Below are 23,779 nucleotides of genomic sequence, written 5' to 3'. Positions count from 1 at the left end.
TATCGTTAACGCGACATGTTACGAGACGATGACGATTTTCCCTTTAGCATGCCCTTCTCCCAAATAAGTTAGAGCCTCCGCGGTTTCATGTAACGGGTAAAGCCGGTCAATAACAGGAACTAACTTACCCGATTCGAACATCTCTTTTTGTCCCAATCCCAGGAATTTACGGATGCGGCATGTATCTTAATAAAGCACTTCGCGCGCTTTGGGAGCGGGCTTATTTCTGTTTTCTAACGTAAGGACATCCGGAGTTCCGTATTTTTCGTAGATGATCGCCTTCATCATGGTCACCTCTTTTCATTATTGTACAATATAATCTATTGACTTCGATTCATTCCCGTCTATAATGAGTGAGTTAGAGAGGCAGATGATCTTATGCAGCTAGTTAAACAAATTTTGCGATTGGCAATCCCGTCGATCGCGACCTTTTCATCCATGACGTTCACCGGTTTATTAATTCTAATGATTATCGGTAAGCTCGGCGCAGAGGCAATCGCCGTCGTCGGCATAACGAATATCATAATCTACAACCTTTGGGCGTTGTTCTCCGGGGTGCAGGGCGCAATCAACTATTTGGTAGCCCAAAATTACGGTTCTCACAATATGCGTCAAGGCAACCAGCGTACGCAAATCGCGCTGCTCATAACGGCGGTGCAAGGCGTCGTCCTTATCGCGGGCAGCTTTTTCTTGCCTTACGCGATCTTGCTCGTTATGGGTTCCAACGATACGATACTCGACTTAGGAACGCCTTATTTGCAAGTCCGAATGCTGGCTCTCGTGTTCACGATGTTTAACACCGTGTTTTTCGCTTATTTGCGCGCGGTTGGCGATACGAAAACGCCGATGACGTTATCTCTGATCAACAGCGGCCTTGTCGTCTGCTTGACGTATGTACTGGCCTACGGAGAGTTCGGATTTCCCGAGCTTGGCCTGCAAGGCGCTGCTTGGAGCATTGTCATCGCGGAAGCGGCAACGACGCTCATGTGCTTGATCGCCCATTTCCGATATCAAAACGAAACGTTCCAAACGCGCAGCTGGGTGCCGATTGAACGGTCGCAAGTTCGCTTGGTGCTGTTCGAAAGCATGAAGCTTGGGGCAATGGAAGTTTCGAACAGCATGGGCATGCTCGTCTTTACCGCATGTATTACGCATCTTGGCACGACCGCGATCGCAGCCAACGAAATCGCGCTCAACGTCCTTTCGTTCGGATTCATGCCTTCCAACGGGTTCGGCGCTGCCGCCACGATCGGAATCGGCCAAGAAATCGGCAAAGGCCATACGTCCGAGGCGCGCCGCTTCGGGCTGGTCACCGTATACTTGGGTCTTATCTTCATGGCGCTAATTTCGGTCGTGTTTTTATTGTTCGCTACCCCGCTTGCGAAGCTTTACACGACTGATGAAGCCGTCTATACGACGGCCGTCTCGTTGATTCACTTAACGGCGGTCGTTCAACTGTGCACGGGAGCGAATATCATCTTCGGCGGCGGATTGCGCGGCGTCGGGGATACAACGTTCCTATCGAAAACGGCGCTCATGTCGAACTGGCTATTCTTCATTCCTTGCTCGGTTATTTTGACCCAAGTGTTTGACTTCGGTCAGACGGGCGCATGGACCGCGTTGTGCATGGCTATCACGTTAACGGCAGCGATCAACACGTTGCGATATTTGAAGCTGGATTGGTCGAAGCTCAAAGCCAAAAGCGGGAAGTCAAAAACCGCAGCCGCAGCCGCCATGCATATGTAACTTTGTTTGGGTAATAAAAACCGCCGCATTCGCTGAATGCGGCGGTTTTTTAGTCTGCGAATGTGATTTCACGTTTTTCATTTCCATTGCGTGGGTCAATCCAGAATCCCGCTGTTAAGAATCTCTATCTTAACGTTCGGCTTAATGCTGACCTTTGGATACGTCTCGCGCCAGTTCAATCCTTTGTACAGCTTCGGATGGTAAGCCGCTACCCTATGACCTAGCTGCAACATATCGCAATTGGTTTTTTGTAACGTTTCGATGACGCTGGTTGCGCTCAATGTTAAATCTGCCGCGATATCTTTTTCCAACTCCGTGAGCATTTGGTTCGTGTGCTTCTTAACTTCGAGTCCGTCCTCGACTAATTCAAGCCGAAACTCCAACGAGATCTCTATTTCATTAAGTTTGCCGTTCGTATGATGAATATGAAATTTACGTTTGGCATCCTGTATCAATACCGAGTAGCTCGTTCCATATTTGCCGATGATCAGTTGGCCGTTACCGGCTGCGCCGTCCATCAGATGCAATAGCTGCGTATCGTCTTCATTCAAGTTGACGCCGGTATACTTTCCTTCTTTAAACAAGGCGGTGCCGGCAAGACGTGCCCCGTTGCCAAAGGGCTCGAACCTGTTGAGCGCGAAGTCGTTAATGAACTTCGAACCCCCGAGTAGATAGTAAAGCAATTTGTTCGAAGGTATTCTCCCTTTCTGCTTCTCGTTATCCAACAAGCTTACAAGAAAATCCGATACGGTTTGATCGTTTATCTTCTTCTTGGCCAGCAGCTGCGAAAGATCGCCGTCATACATCGCTAAATAGGCGTATAACGGATTCGTTGTAAATTGGCCGACGATATTCAGGTGTTTCAGCGGTTCGTCTTTCGCAAATTGCGTGCCAATAAGATACAATCTGGTCTCCAGCACGGAAAGGATGCCAGGTATTGCTTTATTTGTTTTAGCCGTTGCGTCATAGAGGTTAATGCCAGATGATTGTATAAATAAGTTAGAAGAGGTGCCTCCCCCCTGTTGGGCATTTCGAAGCGAGGAAATCACGTAGCTTACGTTGAGTTGCTTGTCGTCTCCCTTCGTATCAATTCCGACAACGTCGACGAAAAGCAGACTCTTCAATTGAATCCGATCCCAGCAACCGGTCAGCAACAGGCATACGAGGAGCATCGCAATAATCTTCTTCATGTCCCGCTCCTCACAGTGCCTCGAAGACCGGATATCATGAGCAGGACGGCCGGCACGATTACGATCATTAGGATGGTCAGTTTGTCTTGAATCGATGAAAACCGCAACAGGTCATGACGCTTCGTCATGAAGAACCCTCCTATGAAGCATGCGCCTACGATTGTCCAGACCCAAACATACTGCTTGCCTAAACCATTACTACGAATATGTTGGAATGCTTTAGCCGCCATAAAGAAGTACACATAGATCGTAGCCGAAACGATGCATACATAGAAAATAAGGAATAAGATGTCGATGCTTTGCAAGATTTCAATCTTATAGTTCTTTAATATAAACACGATCGGTTCAGGAATAACGGTGAGCTGCGTCAAGCTGAACTTCATCGAGCAAATCAGGCAAACCGCGACATAGAACACGACCGTGCAGCCGTTCGCCAGCGTCATCACTAGCAGCAGCTTATTTTTGCTTTGTGTTCGAACGTACGGGTAAGCATAGAGGAGCAGATCATAGCCTACATAAGCGCTAAATGCGGTATAGGCTCCCGTCAAAATTGGAGACCAGCCGCCGGAAAATACAGGTAGCAAATTTAACGTGTCGAGTCCGTAAGTTCCGCTAAATACGATAAGCAAAAAACTGATGTAAGCAAAGATCATAAACGATTGCGATAAATAAGCAAGCCGTTTCAACGTTGACGTTGCGGCATAGCCGCACACGATTAGAAGCATAACAATGATGATCCACCTAGGCGTGAGCACGAACATCCATCTTTTCAAGATGTCGGAATACACCGCTGTCAGCAACAGTCCGGAAAGCGCGTAATAGCCCCCATACAGCAAATTGACGCAGGCACCAATCGGTTTGCCTACGATTAGCGGAATATAGGCATACAAATTGCGTAACGGATAGCGGCTGCCAAGCCACCAGATGAGCACGATGCCTGCTTGCGCGATCAGTCCGCTAAGTAAAACGGCCAGCCACGTATCATGACCAGCCTTTTCGGCCATAACGTGCGGCAGGGATAAAACCTCGGTACCAAGCTGCGTCATGATCACGAGCGTGATTAGCTGTTTTCCGGTGATGGTTTCTTCCTTAATCAACGTTTCCAGCTCCTTGGATGGCTTAGCCTTGTTCGATTGCTCGGCGCCGTTCCTGCCGGCCGCTTGCGCAAGCTCCAGATCGGCGCCCTAAAAAGCGTATCTTTCGCATCGCCAAAGGAGAACGGCGGCGTAAAGTAAGGGAATCCCATCGTATGCATCTGGCACAAATGGATACAAATCATCATGAAGAAGAAGGCAAGGCCAAGTAAGCCTAGCCACGAGGCAAGAAGGAGTGCCGGATAGCTAAGCAGCCGAACGGCGCTGCTCATCTCGTACGAAGGCATAATAAAAGAAGCCAGACCCGTTAAAGCGGTAATTATTACCATCGTATTGGAGACCAAATTCGACTGTACGACCACCGTTCCGATGACAATACCGCCGACTACGCCTATCGTTTGGCCGATGGGGCTCGCCAGCCGAATAGTCGCTTCCCTTAAAATCTCCAGCATGATCATCATGGAAAGCGCCTCGGCAATCGGAGGAAACGCGACGTGCTTCACGGAACTTTGCAACGTGTTCACGAAATTGATCGGCAGCAGCTGCGGATTAAAGTCATTGACGGCTACATAGAAGGCAGGAAGTCCAATCGCTATGAAAAAGCAGCAAATACGCAAGATCCGGAAGACCGAGCCTAACGGCCAACTGATTTGATAATCGTCCGAGCTATGGAAAAAAGACCAGAACGATACCGGTATGATGATCGTGTCCGGTGACCCGGCCGATCCGATAACGACTTTGCCTTCCATCAAATAAGCACGCGCGCGATCAGGCCTCTCCGTGACGAGCAGTTGAGGAAACATGCTGAATTTTTTCTCCCGGATCAGCTCGTCCACAAATCCTGGCGACTCGACATAGTCGATGTCTATGCTTTGGAGCCTTCTGTCGAGTTCTTCAATGATCGTCGCATTCGCTATCGACTTTATGTACATGACGGCCACCTTGGTTTGCGATAGCCTTCCTAACGTATACGTTTTTACGATAAAGTCCGTTGAGTTGATTAACTTGCGCATCAGGTTTATATTCGTATCAATATTTTCGATGAACGCTTCGTTAGAACCGCGCAAAACCCGCTCTTTGGTCGGGATATTAATGGAGCGTTCCTTCTTCAAATCCACTCCGAGCACATAAAGCGTACTTTCTCCGTTACGGATCAGTACGACTTTACCGAATATCATGGCCTCCCCCGCTTCGTTCAATTGATCAGTTTCCGTATAATCGAGAATGGACACGACATCTCGGACCGCATCCTGAGGTCGGAGAAGTAGCGGGCTCAGTATAAATTCTTGAACAAGGGAGGAATCAATTAACGTGTCGAAATAAAATAGGATGTACTCCTTCCCTCCAATGATCAGCTGTTTCGATTGAAAGTCGCCTTGGTCCGCGAAAAGCTGCTTGAAATAATACTCCGTCGCTTCAATCGATGAACTTGGTTTCACGAGTTTTACCTCCTTTGACATCGATTCCTTACTTTTGCCCAATAAGATGTAAAAAATGCAAAAAAGCTTGATTCCTCAAGCTTTTCTGAGTATTTTATGTCGTTAAGGATTATACGTGATAAGTTATTTACACTGCTCCGACTACCGGATGAGGCACATACGGCTCTTCTAGCGAAGCAACCTCTTCGGGCGTTAACGTGATTGAAAGCGCGGATGACGCAACCTCGAGATGAGAAAGCTTCGTCGCGCCGATGATCGGAGCCGTTACCGGTTGTTTTTGCAACAGCCAAGCCAGCGCGATCTGAACGCGAGATGCGCCTCTCTTCTCCGCGATCGCGGCAACCCTCTCCACGATGATTCGATCGGCAGCCGCAGTCTTATCATATTTGCTCTTTCCGACTTGATCGGTCTCGGAACGATGCGTCGTCTCCTGCGGATCGCGCGTCAATCTTCCTCCCGCAAGCGGGCTGTAGGGAATGACGCCGATTTTCTCTTCTTTGCACAGCGGCAGCATCTCCCTCTCCTCTTCGCGATAAATGAGATTTAGATGATTTTGCATCGAGACGAAGCGGGTCCAACCGTGTTTCTCGGCTACGTTCAACGCCTTAAGAAACTGCCATGCGTACATGGCGGAAGCGCCTATGTATCTGGCTTTCCCGGCTTTCACTACGTCATGCAACGCTTCCATCGTCTCTTCGATCGGCGTATTGTAATCCCACCGATGAATTTGGTACAGGTCTACATAGTCGGTCCCGAGTCTCTTCAGGCTTTTATCGATTTCGCTCATAATCGCTTTGCGGGAAAGTCCGGCGCCGTTCGGTCCTTGATGCATGCGAAAATGAACCTTCGTCGCAATAACGATTTCATCCCGATTGGCGTAATCCTTCAGCGCGCGGCCCACGATCTCCTCGCTCGTTCCGTCCGAATACACGTTCGCCGTATCGAAGAAATTGATGCCGAGCTCCAATGCCTTCTTAATAATGGGACGGCTGTTCTCTTCGTTCAGCACCCATTCATGAATCCAACGCTCCGCTACTCCGAACCCCATACACCCTAGACATAGCCGGGACACATCTAATCCGGTATTGCCGAGTTTCACGTATTCCATTAAATCATTCCTCGCTTTCGAAATAATTGCCGTACGTTCATTTTAAACTATTGAGCAATTGAAATGCCAATTCAAGGGTACAAAAAAGCCGGAGAGCGGGTCTCCGACTTATCGCTTATCGTTATTTGTTCGCTTCGTTTAACGTAACGAGCGAGTCGTTCAGCGTAGTCGCGCACTTGTTGACGCTAGGTTTCTTGGAACGGACGGCCGCTAACACGTCGTCGATCGTTCCATCGATGTCGGTCCACGTTTTTCTATCGATTTTGCGAAGCTTCGGTTCGTTCGTGTCCCAGTCATGCTCCAGGTTATCGGCTTTTGCGTTCGCGGCGGTAAAGTCTTGGGCGGTTACATCCGTTAACATTTCGTTCTCGAGCGCGATAAAATCGTTTAATTGGCCGGTCAACGTCATTTGCGACGCATCGATTTCAGGAACGAGGTTATTGTTGCACCACTGATAGCCGCCGATACCGACCGCCAAGAAAATAATCAATACCGCGATCGTTTGCGTCCAAACGTGTTTCTCGCTTCGGATGGTTTTATTGGACGAAATCGATTCGCTCTTTTGAATGATATCGAGTTTCGTTACGGCCAGGAAAACGATGATCGCCAATATCGCGACGAGGAAAATGATGCTCGTAACCGTCGCTCCCAAATCCAAGCCGCCGTTTACTTTGGATTGCGACAGGTAATCTCCAAGGGATGCGCCTAGCGGGCGAGTTAAAATATAGACGATCCAGAACGCCAATATTTCATTGAGCTTGAATTTCCATGCAACGAATAAGCAAGCAATAATGATTACGACCGTGATCCCTGTTTTCAAATAACCAAGTCCGAGCTGTTCGGAAAACAAATCGCCGACGGCCGTGCCGAGCGCGAACGTGAATAGAATGGTCAGCCAGTAGTAAGCTTCTCTTCTTCTGGTGAAAATCGAGTGAATGGAGAGCGTCTTCTCGCTTATATACCATACAAGGAAAGTTAAACCTAATAGACCGCTGAACAAGATCGTGCTCGTCTCAAGCGGAACTCCCATTCCGTCCGTCATGTTATCCGTTACCAAAGTGCCGAATACGCTTATGAGCACGACGGTCAGCCAATAGAGGCCGGGAATGTATTTCGTCGCCCTGAATTGAACAACGAATACGACTAGAAAAGCGATTCCCATAATGACGGTAGTGAGCGGCAAGCCAAGTCCGACGTTGACGCTCAAGAAATCCGAGAACGTCTCGCCTACTGTCGTGCATAGCACCTTGATGATCCAGAAGAATAGAGTAACTTCCGGTACTTTGCTTAGTAAAATCTTTAGTTTGCTGTTTGGATGAGCAGTCATAATAGCGTCACCTTCTCCCTTTAATTTCGGATGCAAGCTGATAGCAGGCATACTAGTATGCTAACTTACAGAAATTAAGAAAGTCTTAACTGGTCCTTAAATTAATAGGTAAGCCTACATGCGTAAAAAGCCGCAATGAATGCGGCTTTTTACGCTGAAACCAATAAATGCTATTCTATCAGAACTCGAACGCCCAGTTCCCTTGCCGGAACAACGGTTCCGAAGTGCCGTCGGCGCGAATGCCGTCTATGTCCAACTCGCTCGATCCCATCATGAAATCGACATGGATCAGCGATGTGTTTCCCCCTCGCTCCTTCAGCTCTTCCGAGGACATCTTCGTTCCGTTGTCTAAGTTCGTCGGATAACAGCTGCCGAACGCCAGATGACAGGACGCATTCTCGTCAATGCCGGTATTGTAGAAAATGCGATTCAAATTCGAGATCGGTGATTGAAACGGAACCAAAGCGACTTCGCCCAAATAGCGGCTCCCCTCGTCCATTTTCATCAGATGATCCAGATGCTCGTAACCTACCTCTGCCGCATATCGAACGACTTGGCCATTCTCGAATTCAAACGAAAATCGATCGACGATCGCTCCGTTTACGTTAAGCGGCTTTGTGCTCGTAACCGTGCCGTTCACGCCCGTCCTCTTCGGCATCGAGTACACTTCTTCCGTCGGCATATTGGCCACGAATCGAATCCCTTTCTCGTTGTCTTTATCGCCGCCTAGCCAAATATGGCCATCGGGCAGCTCGACGCGAAGATCCGTACCGGGACCGCGATAGTGAAGCGCGGCATACTTCTTGTCGTTCAATATATGGCGCATGCGCTGAAGCCGCTTCAGATGCTCTCTCCAGGAAGCGACCGGGTCCTCGTCATACACGCGATTCATACGGAATATCGCATCCCACATCGCTTCTACTCGCTGTTCCTCGGGTAGATCCGCGAATACTTTGGAAGCCCAAGCCTTCGTCGGCGCCTTGATCAAGCACCAGCTGAAGATGCTATTGCGCACGTAGTTCTGATAAGTTTTGCGGACCGTCGCGGCTGCTTTAGTTGCCCTGGATACGAGATTGGCGTCGATTCCTTGATAGAGATCCGGATCGGGCACTTTAATATTCAGCAGCGCTCCGCCTTTTTCCACGAACTTCTCAAGCATGCTCGCGTGCCACTCCGGATAATAGTCGATCGCATCAATACTGGCATGCTCCAAGCGGCTGCGCGTAATCCGATCATCCTGCCAATTGACTTGCACGTAGCCCGCGCCGGCATCGTAAGCTTTGTTCACGATCAGGCGAGTCAATTCCAAACATTCCAACGGCGACTCGATCATCAAATCTTGTCCCCGCTGCAGGTTGACTCCGATTCGGATAACTAGCTCCGCGTATTTCTCTAAGTTGCGTTCGAAAGTGGTTTCCATATGCTCAAACTCCTCGTATTTAAAAATATGTAGTTTACTGCAACGTCGCGCGCCATCGATAGACCGCGAATACGGCTAAGAGAAATAGTCCGTAGATGCAGACGATAAGAGCCGCGGTTCTCAAATTCAACCCACTCATCCATTGATCTCCGACGATCGAGACGAGCATGAAGAACGGGATTTTTCCGATCAGCGTCGCTAAGAAGAACGGCTTCCACCCCATCCGCGTAAGCGCGGCGACGACATTAGTCGCTTGGGCGGGTATGAACGGAAGCAGACGCGCGATTAGAATCGCCATGAATGCATTGCGTTCCGCTAGCCTGTTCAAATACGAGAGGCCCCTCTTTTGCGTAAACGCCCGTCTATCTTCTTGCGTGAACGAAGCCCGAACGATTGAGAACAAAGTCATAGCGCCGAGCAACGATACCGTGAGGTTAATTGCGAACCCTGCAATCATCCCGTACTTCGCCCCCATGATCGGAGCGAATAAACCGAAAGGAATGGCAGGAATGACCGCAATAAGAAATCCCGTCAATAGGACCGCGATATCCAAGTACCAGACCGACTCGGATCTCATCCAATTCACGATCGACGACCGGTAGACGAACAGTAGCGCCGCAAGCGCGAGATATAGGATGAATATCAGGGTTCTACGCGTCAAACAAAATCTACTCCCCCTTCTGTTACTCTGTCATGGCCCCCGTACCACATGCACCTGCACCGTTAGCTTGCTATAAACTGTTGCCAATATAACGTTTTTCAATGATTGGGGCAAAATTTCCGTTTCCAACCATTCGCGGTCTTTTAACTATCATATAATCCTCTGCCGATCAGGTTCGCGGAAACCGGCTTTTTTCCGAGTTCTCGCGACCATATAGACAATTGACCGACGTGGTGGATCTCATGGGCGATCACGTGCCGCATCACTTCGCCGTATTTGTGGGCTTCCTCTTCCCCTGTATCCGTAATATCAATCATAATGCGGTCTTCCAGGCTGTCATTCCAGTCATAGACGAATGGAGCTAGTCCTGCATGACAAAAGGCGGAAAAGTCTTTGATTTGCTGCAAGCTGGCCACTTCCTCGAATGGCGGAATTACAATCGCTTTTTCTTGTAATCCACCGCAAATCCAGCCATATTCGACGGCCACTATGTGATACAGCGTGGGAAGGATATAGCCTATGCCGCCTGTCCGTCTTTTCAGCAACTCTTCCTCGCTCACCGTCTCGCACCAGTCAAACCAGTCTTGGCGAACTTGCCAGTTATATTCGAATAGTTTGAGCATTGTCGCAGCCTCCCGTGATCATAAACGTTATGTAAATCATTTATGATAATAGCATACGACATTAACGGTTAAATAGGTTTTACCCGTCTGATAAAGGCTGCTTTTTCTTCCGAATTCGTTTGCGACCGAAAATGACGAATATAGCCAGAGCGACGAATGCCAGCCATGCGATGCTCGAATACGTATGCGAGTTTACGATGTTGTTCCAGTAGGAGAACGCCGTGGCTCCTAATTCAACGAGTACCGAATTCCATATCAAAGAACCGATCGTCGTGAACAGCACGAAAGGGACAAATTTTACGGAGGCGCTTCCGGAAGGGATCGAGACGAGGCTGCGAACGATGGGGGTTAGACGTGCAATCAAAACGACCCATATCCCGTATTTCTCGAACCAGACACATGCTCGACCCACATCCCCGGCTTCAGACGAAGAAATCTTCCGTTACGCGATAAGAATCGATCCAATCGTTCCAGAGGCACCAGCCTTCCGATACCGTATTGTATGATTGCACCGACTAGCGATCCGGCAGTCGCAGCTAGTATGACGCCAACGATCGTCAACTCCGTCGACGTCGTCATAAAGCCGCCAACGGTGAGAACGAACACGGACGGAATGAGGAGAACGAAGTTTTCCAAGACGATTAACGCGAAGATGCCGACATAGCCGTAGGAGCTCATCAGTTCCGTTATCCAATGATCCATGCTGTTAGTTCCTCCCCCCTTTTCTCTCTATGTATGCAAGGAGTATAACGTTCCTGTTTGACGTCTATGTGAACTTGCGGTTAAAAATGAGAAAAAGGCCGTCGATTTCTCGACAACCTTCCCTCCAAACAAACGTCCCCTATTTCAGCTTCAGCATATCGACGCCGTTCTGGACGAACGTCGTTGCGTTATATAACATCAGCACATTTTTGATGTCGTTTTGCTCCATGTAACTATCTATGCTGCCGTTATAATAACGCAAATCGATGACGTGGATTTCGGAAACGTGCCCGGTCAGGAACGGGCACGTTCGGAGCGGGTACCGCGGATTACGCGAGCTATAAGGCGATCGTTAACCATTTGACGGCGACCGATTACGATCTGGTTCTCTCCCCTGCCGTTTCGTCAAGCGCGGACATCGTCGGCCAACTAGTCGGTTCTTGGACCGAATCGCGCAAAGGAACCGTGATGGAGCTGAACGCGAACGGCGTCTTCTATCGCGCGGCATGATAAAGGGTGCATGTCCCAATGGGACATGCACCCTTTTGAAATGTTGAGTGGCTAGCGGATCCATCCTTTAATAATCCGCGACTTGTTGCGTGAAATTTCGTTACCCTTTAGCGATTTCGTTAACGATCTGCGTCAGTGCATCTTGAATCGGCGTTACAGGACGGCCAAGCAGCCGTTCCAGATCGTTGCTCTCGATTTCCAGCGCATGTTCCCGGATGCCTTGCTGGATCCCTACGACGATCGGAATGACGAAGTCGGGTAAGCCTATGCTCTTCATGACTTCGCCGTACGTGGCATCGTCAACTTGTTGCAGGGGTATCTCTTTGCCTAATACCGAACCGATAACGGATACGAGTTGTTGTTGCGTCAACAGCTTACCCGTAAGCTCGTAAATCGTATTTTCATGGCCTTCTCCTGCCAGTACTACAGCAGCTGCCTCTGCGTATTCTTGTCTTAAAGCCCAGCCTACCTTGCCTTCTCCGGCGGACGTTAACCATGGCGCACCTGCCATCGCGCCTTGGATCGACCCGATCTCATTTTCCAGGTACCAATTGTTACGCAAGAAGGAATAAGGAATGCCTGTCTGCAAGATAGCTTCTTCCGTTTTGCGGTGTACTTCGGCCAGGAACAACGTGCTCTCTCTCGCGTTTGATGCGCTCGTATAGGCAATGAATCCGACTTTAGCGCGTTGCGCCGCTTGTACTGCATTCGTATGTTGACGGATTCTCGTCTCGTTATCTCCGTCTGTCGAAATGATCAATAAACGGTCAATGCCCGCGAACGCCGAATCCAACGTTTCCGGACGTTCGAAATCCCCATGCCGAACATCGACTCCCAGAGCTTTTAGCCCTTCCGCTTTCTCCGGATGGCGAACGCTAACCGCGATTTGCCCTGCAGGTACCGATTTCAATAATGCCTCTACGACCTTCGTTCCTAATTTGCCTGTTGCTCCTGTAACTAATACTTTCATTTTGTTCCCTCCAATTTGTTTGTTGTAACATTCGACGTTATAACTAAAATAGTTACAACTTTCGCATAAAATAAAAGCTCTTATTGGGAGCTCTCATTTACTTGAACCTTGCTGTGAGTTGGCTAAGCGTTGTTTGCGCTAGCCTGCTTTCCATGGCGAATTGAGCTTCGTTCAATTCGGCTTGGAGCGCCGACTCGATGTTCCTCCCGACAAGACAACGAATATTCGAGTCTTCGTGGACGCGGAATAATTGGTTCTCTTCGATCAGGTTAACGGCGCGATAAACATCAAGAAGCGTTATGTCCTCAGTCGATTTGAGCAGCGAGGCTCCTCCTACGCCCGGACGGACATCCACTAAGCCTGCCTTTTTAAGCAACCCCATAATTCTTCGGACGACGACCGGATTCGTATTTACGCTACCCGCGATGAAGTCTCCCGTCAATTCGTTCGGAGTAACCGCGATCAGAGACAGAATATGAACAGCCATCGAAAAGCGCGTGCTTAGTTGCTTCAAGATTATCACCACCGTTGTAACTATTATAGTTATAACTTAGGATTAAGTCAAGTTTTTCATTTCGATATGCGTTTTGTCCGATCGAACAGCTTAGAAGCTGTCCAAGACGTCGTAATTCCCAATGAAAACAAGATGATGACGAACAAAATCAGCAAGCCTATAAACGGGATATTAACCGAGGCTGCCAAGATGAAAGCACCGGCTCCCGTGCGCATCCATTCCGGCTTTCCGACCATTCCCTGTAACTGCTCCCCTAACAGTTGACTCATAACAGTTAGTCCGAATGCGACCGCGACAAAGATAATTAATGCGATTAACAATATAAAAGGGATACCGACGATCGTAAGTACGAGCAACATCGTAACGGCCAGCAGCAACAACCAGGCGAAGAACCCCATTGATAGCAGCTTTCCCCGTGGAAACTTCCTGAACCGGTTAACGAACGCGGCGGCGTGACGCTTGCCGATTGCAACCATGAGTACCGGCAAGATCAGCATAAGCAAGCTCCCTGCTAGCTGCAGTACGCCGATGCCGATAATAAGTCCCGCGCCGATAATAAGACTATTCACCGTAGCGTTGTCGAATGAAATAGCGATAACTTCATTGGTGACGACCGCCCCGTCGTCCTGTTGCAGGTTGCCCCCGATGACGATGATAATGCCATCGATATGCGCTCCAGGCAGCAGATGCACGTCCCCGTTAATGACGACGACGGAATCCTCCACCGTCCCGGCGATCGAAGCGTCTCCGCCGATTACTACCACGTCGTCTACCGTTTCGTTCGAGAGAATATTCGTATTCTGGTGCTCGAATAAACCTTTGGCAAAGGTATTCGTCGGAAACAGAAGCAAGCCTAATAGAATTGGCAGCCATAATAGTCGTATGTGCTTCAAATCAACTCGCCTCCTTCTCTTGTCATCGTTCCGCGAAGGATTCGTCGCAAGGATAGACCGGATAACAAGAAGACGAATATGGCGATCAGGAATATCGCTCCCCACATAACCGGAGTCGAAGAAGCGATATGCGAGAATACATGAGCGGAGGTAACAATGAAGCTGAACGTAATGGACAGAAAGTTAAGGGCGACAGAGCCGTATAAGTAAAGGACGAGGAACAAGAGTAGCAAGCCTGCGATCGGAACGGCGGTTAAACCGAAACTTGCGATCATCGGATCCGATGATCTTTGCTCGATAATGGACATTACGTGTTGTTCCATTCGAACGGGCGCTTCGATGGACTGATAAGCGTTGGCTATGAGAGAACGCATCTCGGTCAGTTCGGCGGTAAGCGCTCTACACGACTCGCACTCATCCAAGTGGAAATCCACTCGCTCGTGCTCGCTTTCGTCAAGCTCATGATCTACGTATGCTGATAATTGATCCAACGGATGATCGATCGTGTTCATTGGAGCTCACCTTTTTTCATTTCGATTCTAAGGACTAGCCTGGCGGCATTTAAGCGCGATTTTACCGTACCCAACGGTATTCCGAGCAATTCCGTGATTTCTTCGTACCGATAGCCTTGAACATCGTGCAATACTATTACTTGCCTATGCTCCGGACTTAATTGCGTCATGGCATCCTCGATCGTTATTTTCAAATGTTCGGTCCGTCTTCGATCTTGGGCGTCTTCGTATTCGAATGTCCCCAATGTTCCCTTCGCGCTCGAGAATTCCTTCTGCCGCTTCTTCAAGCGGTCTACGCATACGTTCGAGATGATGCGATTTAGCCAAGAGGAAAATGAAAACTCGTTCTCTAGACGGGACAGCGCATAATAGCATTTAATGAATGCTTCCTGAGAGGCATCTTCCGCTTCCATCGGGTCTCCCAACATACCGTAAGCGTAACGGTAGACATGATCCTTAAATCGGCGAACGAGCGTTGCGAATGCGTCTTTGCTCCCGTTTATCGCCTCGCGAATGGTTCGGTGAAGCTCTTCGTCCACGCCTTATCAGCCCCTACATAGCGACACAAATTTCTACAAGGATTAAGTGGCCATTTTGGTGTTACGCCAACCATGATTGCTTCTCCTCATCATTCGGAAGATTTCTATTAACACCACGTTCAAGCTAATCCAAAGTCCTCCGAATACGTACCCCACAACAACATCGCTAGCATATTCACTGCCAAGATAGATCCCGCTAATGCCCGTCATAAGGCATATTAAGGAAATCATCATTACAACGATTATACGACTTTTCGCATTTTCGTGCCGGCGAACAAGCAAATATCCCGTAAATCCAAATACCGTCAGCGCCATTAGCGCATGTTCGCTAGGAAAAGTTGCGATATCGCCGGTTGGGCCTATCCTATGAAATAGTCGTCTCAAGCCTTCATCCAATGCCTCTCCTCCGACGACGACAGCTACATAGAAAGCTATCGTGAATAAGCGGTCTTTTCCTTTGATCCAGATCCAGATGATCGTTAGCGCACATAAAACCAACAGGCTCGGATTGGAGCCGAATGAATTCCAATGATTCATCGTTTGCACCCACCCGTCGCCGAACGTTTGCCGGATGATCAGATTGCCGATCTCATCGAAGCGGGTAAATTCATCGGCCATGAAGTCTTCGATCAAACCGATCATGAAGGTAAAGAGCGCAATGAACGTTGCGGCCGCTGCAATAATAATGAACTTAACTTTTCCGATCGAATGGTACTGCCGTATGCTCTTGTCCAACCATTTATCTAATCGCTCGCGAATACGTTGCTTATGCTTTTTGTAGAAGACGTAGAGTAAATACGCGCTAGCCGAAAGCAAACCGGCTATGAGCATGTACCGATTGATGGCATGATGATACTGCTCCCATTTTGGACCTAGCAGCTTTCCGAGCGTAATGAACAGGCTCACCCAGAAAAATGCGCCCGAGTAGGCGAACAACGCGTATTTGCGGAATGACAGTCGCGTCGTGCCGGAAAAGTAACCCGTAAGATGACGGACGCCAGGGATGAAATACGCTATGAACAGCATTTTATTGCCGTAACGACCGAACCACCGCGATAGGCTACTTAACTTTTCCGGACCGAAGTGAACCCGCGAACCGTACTTTTCGAAAAATGGATTGCCGAGCCGATATCCGATCCAGTAAGCGATCGTCATTCCTATCGTTGCTCCGGCACCTCCGGTCAAAATGCTCAGTAGCCAGTTCAGTTTTCCTTCATGAACGATCAGGCCGGCGTAAGTCATTATGATTTCTCCGGGCAACGGAAGCGCGAGCATTTCCAGTAACAGCGAACCGAATAGGATGACGTATCCGTAATGCTCCAACAACCGAGTGATCATGTCGCTCAAAAAGCTCATGCGCTTCTCCCGTCCCTCACGCAATAACGAAGTCCCCCTGCGGTTCGCAGAGGGGACTTCCCGCGTGGATTATTTCAACGTAATCGTTTGATCATGGTTAACTGATCGGTTGCTATTGTTGCCTTGCATCCATTCATAAAGTATCGGAATGACTAGGAAGCTGTTCAACGTCGAAGTAATCATCCCTCCGATTACGACGATGCCAAGCGTTTGCGAGACGACCGTATCCCCGCTTCCCGACAACGCCAAAGGAACTAGCGTAAGGACCGTCGTGCCGGCCGTCATGAAGATCGGGCGGACGCGGGACAAGCTGCCTTGCACGACCGCTTCTCTTACGCTCAAACCTTCCTTGCGATTGCGCTCGATCTTATCGATTAGAACGATGCCGTTGGTCACGACGATTCCGATAAGCATTAGAACGCCTACGAGCGCGGCCAAATCCCATTGTCCGTGGATAAGCTTAAGAGCGAGAACGACTCCGATTAATGCCAGCGGAATGCTCACGAGGACAGCCAGCGGCGCTTTAAGTCCTTTGAAGACAAAGCTGATAATGAACAAGACAAGAAGGATCGATACTGCAACGGCAATGGACATTTCGACGATCATTTGCCGAATCTGCTGCGAAATTCCGCCTAAGGAGTATGTTACCCCTTCCGGCAATTGAATATCATCAAGCGCCTTGTTCACCTGGTTAGTCACTTTGCTCATGTCGCTGGACACGATCTGCGCGGTAACGATGGCGAGCGGTCTGCCATCCCGTTCCTGAATGGAAGAAGCGTCCTTATTGACCTCGATCGTACCTAATAGATCCAATCTAACCGTGCTGCCGTCTTGAGTTGCGAATGTCTCGGCAGCTAGCGCAGCCAATACGTCCTTCGTGTCCTTGGCTCCGCTCGCCTCTTGGCCTGTCGCTAGGGGATCTAGATAGACATCGACGGGGATCGGGCCGTGGGATGTCGGAATGTCGAAGTCTTTTCCCTTCGCCATATATCTGGCCACGACTTTGTTGATGTCCTCCATTTTAACGCCGGCTTTGGTGACCTTGTCTTTGTCGAACGCAACGGAATACTTCGGTGCTCCATTCGTTAGATCGGCTTTACCGTCCACCGCCAAGCCGTCAATTGAAGTTAGTCGACTTCGAATAAGCTGCGCCGTGTCCTCTAGCGTTTGTTGATCGGCTCCCGATAGACTGATTTTCATCAATGAGTCGTCGCCCGCGATATTCTGATTCGTTACGGTAATAATCGATTTATCCGCGATCGGATCGAGCGTGCTCTGCAACGTCTCAATGTAAGCATTGAGATGCTTCTTATCCTTAAGCGTAAGGGATAAGTTAGCCACGTTCGGCTGCTGAATGAATCCTCCGCCTTGGTCGAATACGTCGTCCGCTTGAGGCGTAAACGTAGAGCCGAAGTTCGCAGAATAGGTCGCCACATTCGAATTGCTCTTCAGCGCATCTTCTACGCGTTTCACTTGCTCATCCACTTCCGCCAGCGTGCTTCCCTTTGGCAGTTCTATCTTAATGGCGACTTGTCCGGTCTTGGCGCTCGGCAACAAATTGAAAGAGATTTGCGTGGCCAGCGCCGCCGCCGTAACGAATAGAGCTAACGAAATTCCGATTACGATCTTCTTATGTCCCAAAGCATACCGTAAGAGCGGTCGCATTACGGGCTCAAGGGTAACGGATTTGACGCTCGGTCCCTTCCATCCCATATAAGCCAAAGATGGGATCGCAAGCATTGCTACGAAGAAAGAGACAACAAGCGCGATAACAACCGACCAAGCAAAGCCGGAGTAAGATGCCCCGACGATTCCGCCGACCATGGCGATCGGTACGTAGACCGCGATCGTAGTCGCCGTCGAAGCAAAAATGGCAGGCAGCATCTCGACGACAGCCGACGAAAGCACGCGAATCGCAGATACGTCTTTCTTCTCCTGCGTTCTTCTGTACATGTTGTCCAAAATGACGATAGCATCGTCGACGATTCGACCCATCGCCACGATCAATCCGGATACCGTCAATATATTTAGCGTAATGCCCATCGACTTAAGAATAGCGGTCGTCGCGAGCAATGAAACCGGAAGCGCTATGGCGATGAGCAAGGTAGATCGAACGTTTCTGAAAAAGATCAGTACGAACAACATCGAGAACAAACAGCCGAGCAGCCCTTCTCTGAGCAACCCTAGTAAAGATGTGTTCAAATCGTTAGCGCGATCGAGTACAAGGTCGAGCGATACATCGCCTTTGGTAACGGCTTCGATTTGCGCTGCGCGTTCTTTAACTTGCTTGGCGACCTCGATGATGTTCGACGAAGGCGTCTTGACGACATCGATCAACACGCTGGCTTGTCCGTTCGATCTCGATACGGTTTTCACGTCGGTGAGCGCATGAGAGATGTCTGCAACCGCCGAGAGCGGAACTGCGACGTCGCCTTTCTTGTTCTTGAGCGTCAGATTGCCGAGCTCATCGTCGCTGTAATCCCAGCTTTGAATTCGGGTTGGAATCGATGCTTTAACGTTTGCGATATTGCCTTGCGACCAGTTCGGAAGCGAAGCCGTAACCGATTGATTAAAGTCGTCTATCGTCAATCCGTTATCCATTAGATCTTTCATTCTAACCGTGATGACGTATCCTTGATTGGCTCCGCCGACCGTCTTAACTTCCGCAACGCCGGGAACGGATTTAAGCTGTTTGACGATATCCGTCTGGACGGCGGAACGGAGCGTCAATTCGTCGACCTTCCCGCCTTTGGCCGTCAGACTATAGCTTAGAATGGGAAACGTACTCGTCGTAAGTCGCGTGACCACTGGCGGATTAACGCCGTCAGGTAACGAAGCACTGCTTAACGCTTGCTTGATCTCCGTCTCCGCTCTCTTCATGTCGTAGTCCATCGGGAACGATAGGTTCATCAACAAGCCGCCGTCGTACGAATTCGACTCAACGTTAGTCAATCCGTCTACGGCTCGGATCGCGTCGCCGATCTTAGGAGCGATGTCTCTTTGAACCTGGTTCGCATGGTACGAGGATGCCCGCAAGGAGACCATTAGCGTCGTATTGTTTATGCCGGGCATATAATCGCGTTGCATTTGAAGCGCCGCTACGCCTCCCCAGGCGATAATAAGCGCGACGAATATAAGAATGATAGCGGATCTTTGCATGACGGATTCGATAATTTTTTTCACGATAAAGCCCCTTTCGGTTCGAATATACTAAAGGACTTCATCTGAGCTCTAATTGTTCGCCTATGAGATTGAGAATTTGTGGAATGGAAAATAAGGACCCCAAAAAGCTACATATGTAGTTAATAAAAACGGCTCTATCGCAGAAGTTGCGAATAGAGCCGTTTTTAGAACGCACTTACCTGGGAATTTTGCTTTTCCAAACGATTTTGCCTTTGGCATCGATGTAAGCATCGTAAGAGTTGCCTTTCGCATCCGGAATCGAAACGAGCGCCAAACCGTAATAGAAATCGTTAATGTTAGAAAATATCGGTTTCGTAAGGTATGTACCCTGACGATCCATCAATCCGCGCAGATGTTTTTTGTCCGACGTGTACGAGTACGTGGATAGTCCGTTTCGGAAATCGCCATATCGGACTCCTTTGCGCTTCAGAATCATTTTCCCGTTCGGATCCATAAATGCGCCTGTATCCCCCCAGAACACGTGCAGCAAGCCATCCGAGAACTTGCTTCCGATCTCCGTGAAGTGATTGCCGATGATTTTGCCTGTTTTCGATAGTACGCCGTAAGAACTGTAATCGGCGTCGTTCGCAACAATGAACAGGCCGTTTCCTATCGGATCCATCCTCCAATAAACAGGTTTAGCGACGAACTTGCCCTTCGTGTCGATAATCCCCCACTTATCTTTCAGCATTGCGGGGGCAACGCCGTCCGAGAACGATCCTATGTCTTGAAATTGCGGTTTAATGACGACGGCACCGGATTTATCTATGTATCCCCATTTGCCGCCTTCAGGGATTCCGATCCCTCCGACAGGTCCTTGTGTTGTGGTTTTACCGCCGACGTTAAAACCCGCCAGTCCGTTCACGAAAGAAAAAGCGAACTCGAACTTCGCTTCAATCGCCATCTGGCCTTTCGTATCGAGATATCCCCATTTGCCGCCCGACGGAAAGCCCCAAATGTTGCTTTTGCCTCCGATATTTACCGCCGCTAAGCCTTCCGAGAAACCTAATACGCCAGCGAATAATCGGTCGCTTAAATTTTCGCCGTTCCTATCAATGAAGTTGAACGTATGGATTTCGTTGCCCTTTTCATCGTACCCGACGAGATCCGCGGCGATCGCGTATCCTTCCGCTCCGAAATCGGTCATCGCGTAATGGCCGGAAATGACGGTATCACCCGCTTCATTAATCCATGCTTCTCCGCGCGCCGTGCCGACTTTCGCTACGCCGTTCTCGAACTTGCTCGCATAATCGTATTGCGGTTGAATAACGAACTTTCCGGTGCGGTCGATATAACCCCATTTCGCGTCCTCGTACTTACCGATCGGTTGAGGAATCAAATTGGATTCAGGGGCGAGCACTTCATAGCTGTACTTGCTCGTATCGAATTTAGCGGGAATTATGATTTTTCCGTTTTTATTGATATATCCTACTTTGTCGTTCTGCACGAACGGAAAAAGCAGTTCGGGCTTGGATGCCGCGAAGACGGCATTCGATACAACGAAAGCGCTGCATAGTAGAATCAGAATAATCAATTGGGTATAACGTTTTACGCGCAAAACCGGTCACCTCGATGAATAAGCAGTATTCCATGATTTTACTATCAGATTGAGTTCATGACTAGTCATAGAAGATTAGATCTCATGGGTGTCCTCCGAATCTCAGATGATTAAAATTCCACTTGGCGATGGACAATAACTTCGATACTTGGCATACATAGTTAATCCACGATGAGGAGCACGATACGATGAACGAACGATTGAATCAATTAGAGCAACGGTTGATCGAAGAAGATCACAAAGATCTGTTTCTCCAAATGAAGCATACGCTGCAGGCGATCACCGAGCTGGAAGAGAAACATCGCGTCGTTACGGCGAAATACGGGATCCACGGTTACAAAGTCGTCGGAAGCGAAGAAGTGATGTTCTCAGATACGCTCGACGAGGTCAGGGAACTTATCGTACAGACGCTCGAGAAAACATTGGACGACCTCATCCACGAAGGGCACAAACATCACGAAAAAAACTTCAAGGACGGCATAGAATAGATAAAAGCCGACAGAACATTCGCTGTCGGCTTTCTTTCGTTCGGACCTTATAATTCGACGGCTTTAGTCGCGATATGGTTGCAAAACTCGCTGTCATGCTCCACGAACAGGATAGTCGGACCATATTCGAGCAACAGCTCCTCGATTTGCATGCGCGAGATGACGTCGATGAAATTAAGCGGTTCATCCCATACGAGCAGGTGGGCTTTCTCGCATAGGCTTTTGGCGATCAACACCTTCTTCTTCTGGCCGCCGCTGAATGCCGCCATGTCCTTCTCGAATTGAACCCGCGAGAAATCCAACTTTCTTAAGATCGCTTTGAACAGGCTTTCGTTGATGCCGTGGTCATGCGCATAGTCCGTTAAGTTGCCGCGCAAGTGCGAGGTGTCCTGCGATACGTAGGAAATTTGGAGCTGGCTCCCTCGTCTGAAGGTGCCCGTATAGCTAATATCCTCGCCGATGATGAGTTTGATAATGCTGGATTTACCGGAACCGTTACTTCCGGAAAGCGCGATTCGATCCCCCTGCTCGATCGTAATGCTGATGTCCTCGCACACGTTCTTCTCCCCGTAAGAAATAGATACGTTATTAAGCTCGACGAGTTGGTTCTTATGGTAGGCGAGTTGGGAAATCTTTAAGTTTTCCGCGCTGTCGATGTTTTTGAGCAGCTTGGATCTTTCATCGATCGCGGATTGCTGCCTTTGCTCGATCGCTTTGGAGCGCTTCATCATTTTGGCGGCCTTGTGGCCGATATAGCCTCGATCCACGGGTCCGTTGCCGTACTTCGACTTCTCCGTCTCGTGCGACCAATCGTTCGTTCGTTTGGCCGCATCCGACAAACGTTTGATATCCTTCTGCAATCGGTCGTTTTCCGCAATCTCGTAGTTGTCTTGTCTTTGCTTGTTGTCCCACCAGCTCGAGAAGTTACCCTTCTGTACGTTGATATCGGTTTTGTTGATGGACAAAATGTGGTCGACGGACCGATCGAGGAAAGCTCTGTCGTGAGACACCAGAATAAAGCCGCTCTTTGCGCTTAAATAATCGCTGACCAGCTTGCGCGCATGTCTGTCCAGATGATTGGTCGGCTCGTCGATTAACAGAAAGTTATTTTCCTTAAGGAATAACGCGGCCAACAATACTTTCGTCTGTTCTCCGTTCGATAAGGACTCGAACGGCCGATATAGCGCATCCTCGGTAACCTTCAACAAATTCAGCTCGCGCACCAATTCCCAATGCACGTAGTCCGGCACGATGCTTTCGATTACATCGATCGTATTTCTGTCCTTGTTCTCTACGGGAAAAGGAAAATAGTCGAAGTCGACTTTAGCCGAGATGTGCCCGGAATATTCGTATTTGCCAAGCAACAAGTTAAGAAACGTGGTCTTTCCCCTGCCGTTCCTTCCCGTAAATCCGAGTTTCCAATCGGTGTCGATTTGAAAGCTGACGTTCTCGAATAGGTTATCGTAGCTGCCCTCATAGGCATACGTTAAGTTCGTAACATTAATTAATGACATAAAACATCTCTCCCGTTGATGAAAATATAAAGAGCCACAAGAAAGTTACCTTCTTGTAGCTCCAATAAATACATCGAATCGAACCCGCAACGGGGTTAGATCGGGACGGATCTATTCATCGAGCGAAAAGATACAGTAACTTTCTTGCCCATAAAGAATAAAACGCGCGCGAAATAGGTCTTCGCTTCGATCGTTTTATAGTTCTTCACGATTAGCAAGAAATCCACATGTATCTCATCGCTCCAATCCTTAAATTAAACGTATCTTAACATGACAAGAAGCCTAATTTCAACCTATTGCGCCTTCTCTGTGAATTCGATGAGAACGTATGAAAGGTTCTTCATCTCATTCTAACGATCGCCGAATAAGCCCGTTGGGCGGCGAAAACGCTTATCATTGGTTAAAAATAGGGCAAATTCTCCGTGCTATAGT

General features: G+C 48.9%; 23 protein-coding genes. 3 read left to right on the top strand and 20 right to left on the bottom strand.

Annotated features, from left to right (window positions below; genetic code table 11):
- Positions 1-18 precede the first annotated feature (18 nt).
- Positions 19-141, bottom strand: coding sequence for a zinc-binding dehydrogenase (locus tag ACFPQ4_RS12725; protein WP_378112233.1), 123 nt, complete (start codon positions 139-141; stop codon positions 19-21).
- Positions 142-378: 237 nt separating this feature from the next.
- Here ACFPQ4_RS12725 and ACFPQ4_RS12720 point away from each other — a divergent pair, with 237 nt between their 5' ends.
- Positions 379-1,746, top strand: a complete 1,368-nt coding sequence (locus tag ACFPQ4_RS12720; RefSeq protein ID WP_378112232.1) for an MATE family efflux transporter — start codon at positions 379-381, stop codon at positions 1,744-1,746.
- A gap of 95 nt (positions 1,747-1,841) precedes the next feature.
- Here ACFPQ4_RS12720 and ACFPQ4_RS12715 read toward each other — a convergent pair whose 3' ends face one another.
- The 10 genes from ACFPQ4_RS12715 to ACFPQ4_RS12670 all read right to left on the bottom strand — a co-directional run bounded on the left by ACFPQ4_RS12715 (position 1,842) and on the right by ACFPQ4_RS12670 (position 11,310).
- Positions 1,842-2,936: a Ger(x)C family spore germination protein gene (locus ACFPQ4_RS12715; RefSeq protein WP_378112231.1), complete on the bottom strand. Its 1,095-nt coding sequence runs from the start codon at positions 2,934-2,936 to the stop codon at positions 1,842-1,844.
- Positions 2,933-4,033 (bottom strand): GerAB/ArcD/ProY family transporter, encoded by a 1,101-nt coding sequence (locus tag ACFPQ4_RS12710; RefSeq protein WP_378112230.1) that lies wholly within the window; start codon positions 4,031-4,033, stop codon positions 2,933-2,935. Before ACFPQ4_RS12710 ends, ACFPQ4_RS12715 begins: the two co-directional genes overlap by 4 nt.
- Positions 4,030-5,469 (bottom strand): spore germination protein, encoded by a 1,440-nt coding sequence (locus tag ACFPQ4_RS12705; protein ID WP_378112229.1) that lies wholly within the window; start codon positions 5,467-5,469, stop codon positions 4,030-4,032. Before ACFPQ4_RS12705 ends, ACFPQ4_RS12710 begins: the two co-directional genes overlap by 4 nt.
- Positions 5,470-5,596: 127 nt before the next feature.
- Complete coding sequence (locus ACFPQ4_RS12700; protein WP_378112228.1) at positions 5,597-6,577, bottom strand: aldo/keto reductase; 981 nt, start codon at positions 6,575-6,577, stop codon at positions 5,597-5,599.
- Positions 6,578-6,698: 121 nt separating this feature from the next.
- Positions 6,699-7,904 (bottom strand): hypothetical protein, encoded by a 1,206-nt coding sequence (locus ACFPQ4_RS12695; RefSeq protein WP_378112227.1) that lies wholly within the window; start codon positions 7,902-7,904, stop codon positions 6,699-6,701.
- A gap of 178 nt (positions 7,905-8,082) precedes the next feature.
- Positions 8,083-9,324: an aminopeptidase gene (locus tag ACFPQ4_RS12690; protein ID WP_378112226.1), complete on the bottom strand. Its 1,242-nt coding sequence runs from the start codon at positions 9,322-9,324 to the stop codon at positions 8,083-8,085.
- A gap of 34 nt (positions 9,325-9,358) precedes the next feature.
- On the bottom strand, positions 9,359-9,985 hold the full coding sequence (locus tag ACFPQ4_RS12685) for a TVP38/TMEM64 family protein (RefSeq protein ID WP_378112225.1): 627 nt from the start codon (positions 9,983-9,985) through the stop codon (positions 9,359-9,361).
- A 143-nt stretch (positions 9,986-10,128) separates the two neighbouring features.
- The gene (locus tag ACFPQ4_RS12680; RefSeq protein ID WP_378112224.1) at positions 10,129-10,608 is read right to left on the bottom strand and encodes a DinB family protein; all 480 of its coding nucleotides are present in this window, start codon (positions 10,606-10,608) and stop codon (positions 10,129-10,131) included.
- A 79-nt stretch (positions 10,609-10,687) separates the two neighbouring features.
- Entirely contained in the window at positions 10,688-10,972 is a 285-nt protein-coding gene (locus ACFPQ4_RS12675) for a DedA family protein (protein WP_378112223.1), read from the bottom strand.
- The gene (locus ACFPQ4_RS12670) at positions 10,969-11,310 is read right to left on the bottom strand and encodes a DedA family protein (RefSeq protein ID WP_378112222.1); all 342 of its coding nucleotides are present in this window, start codon (positions 11,308-11,310) and stop codon (positions 10,969-10,971) included. The genes ACFPQ4_RS12675 and ACFPQ4_RS12670 overlap by 4 nt, the downstream gene beginning before the upstream one ends.
- A gap of 360 nt (positions 11,311-11,670) precedes the next feature.
- Here ACFPQ4_RS12670 and ACFPQ4_RS12665 point away from each other — a divergent pair, with 360 nt between their 5' ends.
- Entirely contained in the window at positions 11,671-11,820 is a 150-nt protein-coding gene (locus ACFPQ4_RS12665) for a hypothetical protein (RefSeq protein WP_378112221.1), read from the top strand.
- A gap of 100 nt (positions 11,821-11,920) precedes the next feature.
- Here ACFPQ4_RS12665 and ACFPQ4_RS12660 read toward each other — a convergent pair whose 3' ends face one another.
- From ACFPQ4_RS12660 to ACFPQ4_RS12625, 8 genes are all read right to left on the bottom strand, one after another.
- Positions 11,921-12,790 carry an SDR family oxidoreductase gene (locus ACFPQ4_RS12660; protein WP_378112220.1) on the bottom strand — a complete coding sequence of 290 codons (870 nt, stop codon included), beginning with the start codon at positions 12,788-12,790 and terminating at the stop codon, positions 11,921-11,923.
- Between the two features lie 97 nt (positions 12,791-12,887).
- Complete coding sequence (locus ACFPQ4_RS12655) at positions 12,888-13,304, bottom strand: Rrf2 family transcriptional regulator (RefSeq protein WP_378112219.1); 417 nt, start codon at positions 13,302-13,304, stop codon at positions 12,888-12,890.
- Between the two features lie 56 nt (positions 13,305-13,360).
- Entirely contained in the window at positions 13,361-14,197 is an 837-nt protein-coding gene (locus tag ACFPQ4_RS12650; protein ID WP_378112218.1) for a DUF8173 domain-containing protein, read from the bottom strand.
- Positions 14,194-14,709 carry an anti-sigma factor family protein gene (locus tag ACFPQ4_RS12645; RefSeq protein ID WP_378112217.1) on the bottom strand — a complete coding sequence of 172 codons (516 nt, stop codon included), beginning with the start codon at positions 14,707-14,709 and terminating at the stop codon, positions 14,194-14,196. Before ACFPQ4_RS12645 ends, ACFPQ4_RS12650 begins: the two co-directional genes overlap by 4 nt.
- Complete coding sequence (locus tag ACFPQ4_RS12640; protein ID WP_378112216.1) at positions 14,706-15,248, bottom strand: RNA polymerase sigma factor; 543 nt, start codon at positions 15,246-15,248, stop codon at positions 14,706-14,708. The genes ACFPQ4_RS12645 and ACFPQ4_RS12640 overlap by 4 nt, the downstream gene beginning before the upstream one ends.
- Positions 15,249-15,290: 42 nt before the next feature.
- On the bottom strand, positions 15,291-16,628 hold the full coding sequence (locus ACFPQ4_RS12635) for a bifunctional DedA family/phosphatase PAP2 family protein (RefSeq protein WP_378112215.1): 1,338 nt from the start codon (positions 16,626-16,628) through the stop codon (positions 15,291-15,293).
- A gap of 45 nt (positions 16,629-16,673) precedes the next feature.
- Positions 16,674-19,787, bottom strand: coding sequence for an efflux RND transporter permease subunit (locus ACFPQ4_RS12630; RefSeq protein ID WP_378112214.1), 3,114 nt, complete (start codon positions 19,785-19,787; stop codon positions 16,674-16,676).
- Between the two features lie 175 nt (positions 19,788-19,962).
- Positions 19,963-21,345, bottom strand: a complete 1,383-nt coding sequence (locus ACFPQ4_RS12625; RefSeq protein WP_378112213.1) for a WG repeat-containing protein — start codon at positions 21,343-21,345, stop codon at positions 19,963-19,965.
- A 188-nt stretch (positions 21,346-21,533) separates the two neighbouring features.
- On the opposite strand from ACFPQ4_RS12625, the gene ACFPQ4_RS12620 reads away from it, so the two are divergent.
- A complete protein-coding gene (locus ACFPQ4_RS12620; RefSeq protein WP_378112212.1) occupies positions 21,534-21,833 on the top strand; it encodes a hypothetical protein in 300 nt (99 codons plus the stop codon).
- Positions 21,834-21,880: 47 nt separating this feature from the next.
- On the opposite strand, the gene abc-f is transcribed toward ACFPQ4_RS12620, so the two are convergent.
- The gene (gene abc-f, locus ACFPQ4_RS12615) at positions 21,881-23,347 is read right to left on the bottom strand and encodes a ribosomal protection-like ABC-F family protein (protein WP_378112211.1); all 1,467 of its coding nucleotides are present in this window, start codon (positions 23,345-23,347) and stop codon (positions 21,881-21,883) included.
- Between the last annotated feature and the right edge of the window lie 432 nt (positions 23,348-23,779).

The organism is Cohnella yongneupensis, from assembly GCF_042655785.1.
GTDB lineage: Bacteria > Bacillota > Bacilli > Paenibacillales > Paenibacillaceae > Cohnella > Cohnella yongneupensis.
This window is presented reverse-complemented; position numbering and strand designations above follow the sequence as displayed.